This is a genomic window from Neisseria sicca VK64, assembly GCF_000260655.1.
Classification (GTDB): Bacteria; Pseudomonadota; Gammaproteobacteria; order Burkholderiales; family Neisseriaceae; genus Neisseria; species Neisseria sicca_B.
In genome coordinates this window covers 1-4,505 of sequence record NZ_AJMT01000168.1, presented here as the reverse complement: position 1 = coordinate 4,505, position 4,505 = coordinate 1, and the positions used below count along the sequence as shown (strand labels likewise).

Here is a 4,505-nt window from a genome sequence, read left to right as displayed (position 1 = left end):
TTCTTCGGCGGCTTCGCCGTCGTTTTCCGTCCATTCAAACGCGCATTCGGGACAGATGTATTGGCTGCCGTCTTCGTAGGTGTATTCGGATTGGCATTGCGGGCAAGGTGGGAGGGACATGGTGGGGATTCCTTTGGTTGAGAAGCGGGGAATTATAGTGGATTAAAATAAAAAAATAAAAATGAGACAAGGCGGCAACGCCCGCCGTGTACGGGTAGTACATAAGGGCGTTGGCAACGCCGTATCATTGCAATTTTAATCCACTATATAAGGGAAAGGAGGCAAGGATACGACGGCTTTATACCTAGCTTCAATACAAAACGACCTGTCTTGCAACAGGTCGTCTGAAAACACGGATGCGGCTTAGAGGGACAGCGAAGCTGCCTGAATCAGACCGCGGGCTTTGGCTTCGGCTTCGGCGGCACGCTCTTGCGAGGTGAACGGACCCATTTTGACGACGTATTCGTAGTCGCGTTTCTCCAGGGAAACTCTCGGGCTCATCATGCCGGCGGAAAGGTTTCTCGCCGCCTGGTTCATATAGGCTTGCGCTTCGCGCTCGGTACCGAAGGATTTCAAATCTACGAAAATGTCTTTTCCATCATAAACTTGGGTGCTTTGACCCGGTACGATTTGTTCGACTTTAACATGTGCCGTGCCTTGGTTGATGAAACCTAATTGTTGGGCGGCGGCTTTAGACACGTCGATCACACGGTTGCCGTGGAAAGGACCGCGGTCGTTGACGCGGACGATGACGCTTTTACCGTTTTTGGTGTTGGTCACACGGGCGTAGCTGGGAATGGGGAGGGTTTTGTGGGCGGCGGTCAGGGCGTTCATATTGTAACGCTCGCCACTGGAGGTTTTACGGCCGTGGAACTGGCTGCCGTACCATGAGGCGTTGCCGGTTTGGCTGAAGTTGGATACTTTGGTCATCGGCGTGTAGCGTTTGCCGGCGACTTTGTAGCTGCGGTTTGCTGAGGAACTCAGCTTCTCGGCGCGGACGATGGAGTCGGCTGAGGCGGAATGAATGGAAAGGATGCTGATTGCAACAGCAGTTAGGGTGGAGAAAAGGGTGGTTTTAGATAAAGTCAAAACGTAGTCCGTTCTAGAGTTGATAACGCGGCGGGATGGCTCCCAGGCGGTTTCAGACGACGTATTGGCAGTTTGACAAAAACCAAGCTGTTAAACAGTATCGCCTTGGTTTTTGTCAAACGGCTCAGGGAGACTCCCTTGCGGATGTTATACACCGCCTGCGTAACCGTTTTGCCGCCATGCTTCAAACAGAATCACGGCGACAGTGTTGGAAAGATTCATACTCCGGCTGTCGGGCTTCATGGGCAGGCGCAGCTTTTGCCCTTCGGGCAGGGTGTCGAGGATTTCGGCGGGCAGGCCGCGTGTCTCGGGACCGAACAAAAAGACATCGCCCTCAACAAAGGAAACTTCGTTGGGACGGGTTTTGCCTTTGGTGGTCAGCGCGAAAATGCGGCGCCCTTCCAAGGCTTTGAGACAATCTTCGAAATTCTCGTGTACCGTCAGTTTTGCAAACTCGTGATAATCCAAACCTGCGCGTTTCATTTTTGCCGAATCCAGCGGAAAACCGAGCGGCTTGACCAGATGCAAATCGGCTCCGGTGTTGGCGCACAATCGGATGATATTGCCCGTATTGGGCGGGATTTCGGGTTGGTACAAAACTATGGTAAACATATAAATCAATCACTTATAGAGCGGCATAATGCCGAAATGTTCCGTAGGTGTCAAAAACTTTAAGCTATTTTTTCATTGGCGGACGCGCCAAACTCCAGCAAAAAATCTTGCCTGCGCCTGATTTTTTCAGCGTCTGCGCCAATTCGTTCAGCGTCGAGCCGGTGGTGAACACATCGTCGATTAACAAAATATTACAGTTTTTCGAGATATGACCATTGATTTCAAAAGCATTTTTTATATTGCGCACCCTGTCTGCGCTTTTCAGCGTGCTTTGCGGCTCGCGATGTCGTCTGAAAACCGTCCGTCGCGGCAACAGCGTCCAGCCGTAATGTTCGGACAGAATATCCGCCAATTCCTCGCTTTGGTTGAAGCCGCGATGCAGCCGCCTTTCCTTGCTCAACGGCACGGGCAGCACAAAATCAAAATGCTCCGTTTCCAGCCAGTCGGGCGCATGTCGGCGCATCAGTTCCGTCAGCGGACGGCTCATGCCGAGGTCTGCCAAATGCTTCAACGCGCGTATCATACTGCTTACGGGCGGCTCATAATACAGCGAAGCCCACATCCGCTCAAATGCCGGCGGCTTCTTCTGGCAGCCGCCGCACACCGCCCCGCCCTGTATCGGGCGGAAACACAAAGGGCAACTGTTTGCCGCGTCCGTAAAAAATTCTTCCAAGTCCGCCGCACAGCCGTCGCAAAAACCGCCATACGGTCGGGTTTCGCACGCTGAAACCAAGGCGTGGCATAATACGCAACGGCTTTTGTGCCACCATCCCGCATTGCGCCACCAAGAAAACACATCCATAGAGAAAACAGCCATGCCGCACTCCGCCAAAAAAGTTTATCTGATACACGGCTGGGCAGCGAACCGCCACGTCTTCGACGACCTCATCCCGCGCCTGAGTGCCGATTGGGACATCCACGCCCTCGACCTGCCCGGACACGGCGACGCGCCCTTTGCCGAAAACTTCAACATCGCCGCGATTGCCGAAGCCTTCGCCGAAGAAATCGACACGCCCGCCCACATCCTCGGCTGGTCGCTCGGCGGCTTGGTCGCGCTCCATCTCGCCGCACGCCGCCCCGACAAAGTCCGCTCGCTCTGCCTGACCGCAAGTTTCGCCCGCCTGACCGCCGACGCGGACTACCCCGAAGGACTGTCCAATCCCGCTTTGGGCAAGATGGTCGGCGCATTTCGGCAGGATTATGCCAAACATATCAAACAGTTTCTACAATTACAGTTGCTGCACACACCAAACGCCGCCGAAATCATCGGCAACATCCTGCCCGACCTCTCCCGCCACGGCGCACCGCCCGCCCTGCAAGCCGCGTTGGATGCCGTCAACCAAGCCGATGCCCGTCCCCTGCTTTCAAGCATCCAAGCCCCGTCGCTTTTAGTGTTCGGACAAAAAGACGCCATCACCCCGCCGCGCATGGGCGAATACCTCAACCGCCATCTGGCGGACAGCGAATTGGTATTGATGGAAAAAGCGGCACACGCCCCGTTTTTAAGCCACGCCGACGAATTTGCCGAGCGTTACCGCGGCTTTGTCGAAAAGGTCGTCTGAAAACCTTGTGCCGCTGTTGCCGTTCAGGCGTAAATCCAAAACTTAAAGAATGACGAGGCTTCAGAGTGTGAAATCCGTCGGCGGGAACGATGCCTCGTTACCGCAACGCCAGCCTTATCCCTTCCCCCGTCCGGCGGGGGAAGGTTAGGATGGGGGTGGTTCTCAGATGTACGGAATAAAATAGAGCCATCCTCTTCCGCCAGACAAAAGAGGAAGCCGGTAACCGAACGCAGCGGTTACTGTTTTTTAACATAGTCGATTGAAATTAAAAGAAATCCATACTGCCCCTAAATGGCGGTACGCAAACCCACCCTTCAAAAAAGAAGAAAAAGGTCGTCTGAAACATGAACCCCCAAGACAAACGCTGGCAAATCCACCGCCATCTCGCCCAAGACACCGACGAGCGGCTGCAAATCGTCCGCAACGCGCCCAAGCGCATCCTGCTGGTCGGTGCGGACGCGGACATCAGCCGCAGCCTCCTTGCCGCGCGCTATCCGAATGCAGTATTCGAAGAATACGACCCGCGCGCCGATTTCCTCCAAACCGCCGCAGCCGCGCGCAAAAGCGGTTTTTGGCAAAAACTCACCGGCAAAACCGTCCCGCAACACTGCCAAGCCCTGACCGCCCCGCTGCCCGAAGCCTCCGCCGATATGTTGTGGGCGAACCTCAGCCTGCCCCGCGCGGACGAAATCCTGCCCGTCCTGAAAAATTGGGCAAACGCCTTGAAAACAGACGGTTTATTATTCTTCACCCATTTTGGCCGCGACAGCCTGACCGAGCTGACAGGTCGTCTGAAAAGCGCGGGGATAACGTGTGAAACGCCAACCCTTATCGATATGCACGACCTCGGCGACATGCTTGCCGACAACGGTTTCTACGACCCCGTTACCGATACCGCCAAGCTCGAATTGAGCTACCGTAAAGCGGCGACGTTCCGGCAGGACATAGAAACCCTGGGCTTGTGGCACGCCTTGAAATTCAGCGACGCCCAAGCGGCTGAAGCGTTTGTGGATAAGATTTTCGAAACCGAAGGCGGTCTGACCGTCACGCTCGAAACCGTGTACGGCCATGCCGTGAAGAAACTGACGCTGCCCGAAGGAGAAAACGTGGTGCGGTTTTATCCGAAAGGCTGAACGGTTTGGCGGAATAAATATAGTGGATTAAATTTAAATCAGGACAAGGCGACGAAGCCGCAGACAGTACAGATAGTACGGAACCGATTCACTTGGTGCTTCAGCACCT

At 54.7% G+C, this 4,505-nt stretch carries 5 protein-coding genes and 1 pseudogene; 2 read left to right on the top strand and 4 right to left on the bottom strand.

What is annotated here, in order from left to right:
- The 4 genes and pseudogenes from HMPREF1051_RS09435 to HMPREF1051_RS09420 all read right to left on the bottom strand — a co-directional run.
- Positions 1 to 120, bottom strand: a pseudogene (locus HMPREF1051_RS09435) (alkylphosphonate utilization protein); the annotation flags it as partial.
- Positions 121 to 363: 243 nt separating this feature from the next.
- On the bottom strand, positions 364 to 1,089 hold the full coding sequence (locus tag HMPREF1051_RS09430) for a septal ring lytic transglycosylase RlpA family protein (RefSeq protein WP_003767781.1): 726 nt from the start codon (positions 1,087 to 1,089) through the stop codon (positions 364 to 366).
- A gap of 147 nt (positions 1,090 to 1,236) precedes the next feature.
- Positions 1,237 to 1,701 (bottom strand): tRNA (uridine(34)/cytosine(34)/5-carboxymethylaminomethyluridine(34)-2'-O)-methyltransferase TrmL, encoded by a 465-nt coding sequence (gene trmL / locus HMPREF1051_RS09425; RefSeq protein WP_003767785.1) that lies wholly within the window; start codon positions 1,699 to 1,701, stop codon positions 1,237 to 1,239.
- 64 nt (positions 1,702 to 1,765) lie between these two features.
- Complete coding sequence (locus HMPREF1051_RS09420; protein WP_003767777.1) at positions 1,766 to 2,503, bottom strand: ComF family protein; 738 nt, start codon at positions 2,501 to 2,503, stop codon at positions 1,766 to 1,768.
- A 13-nt stretch (positions 2,504 to 2,516) separates the two neighbouring features.
- On the opposite strand from HMPREF1051_RS09420, the gene bioH reads away from it, so the two are divergent.
- On the top strand, positions 2,517 to 3,263 hold the full coding sequence (gene bioH / locus HMPREF1051_RS09415; protein WP_003767784.1) for a pimeloyl-ACP methyl ester esterase BioH: 747 nt from the start codon (positions 2,517 to 2,519) through the stop codon (positions 3,261 to 3,263).
- Between the two features lie 344 nt (positions 3,264 to 3,607).
- Entirely contained in the window at positions 3,608 to 4,396 is a 789-nt protein-coding gene (locus HMPREF1051_RS09410; RefSeq protein ID WP_003767779.1) for a class I SAM-dependent methyltransferase, read from the top strand.
- The last annotated feature ends 109 nt before the right edge of the window (positions 4,397 to 4,505 follow it).

Bases quoted from the DNA above. Each gene is read 5' to 3' on its own strand.
- HMPREF1051_RS09420 (WP_003767777.1), bottom strand. From the start codon at position 2,503: ATGGATGTGTTTTCTTGGTGGCGCAATGCGGGATGGTGGCACAAAAGC.
- bioH (WP_003767784.1), top strand. From the start codon at position 2,517: ATGCCGCACTCCGCCAAAAAAGTTTATCTGATACACGGCTGGGCAGCG.
- HMPREF1051_RS09410 (WP_003767779.1), top strand. From the start codon at position 3,608: ATGAACCCCCAAGACAAACGCTGGCAAATCCACCGCCATCTCGCCCAA.
- trmL (WP_003767785.1), bottom strand. From the start codon at position 1,701: ATGTTTACCATAGTTTTGTACCAACCCGAAATCCCGCCCAATACGGGC.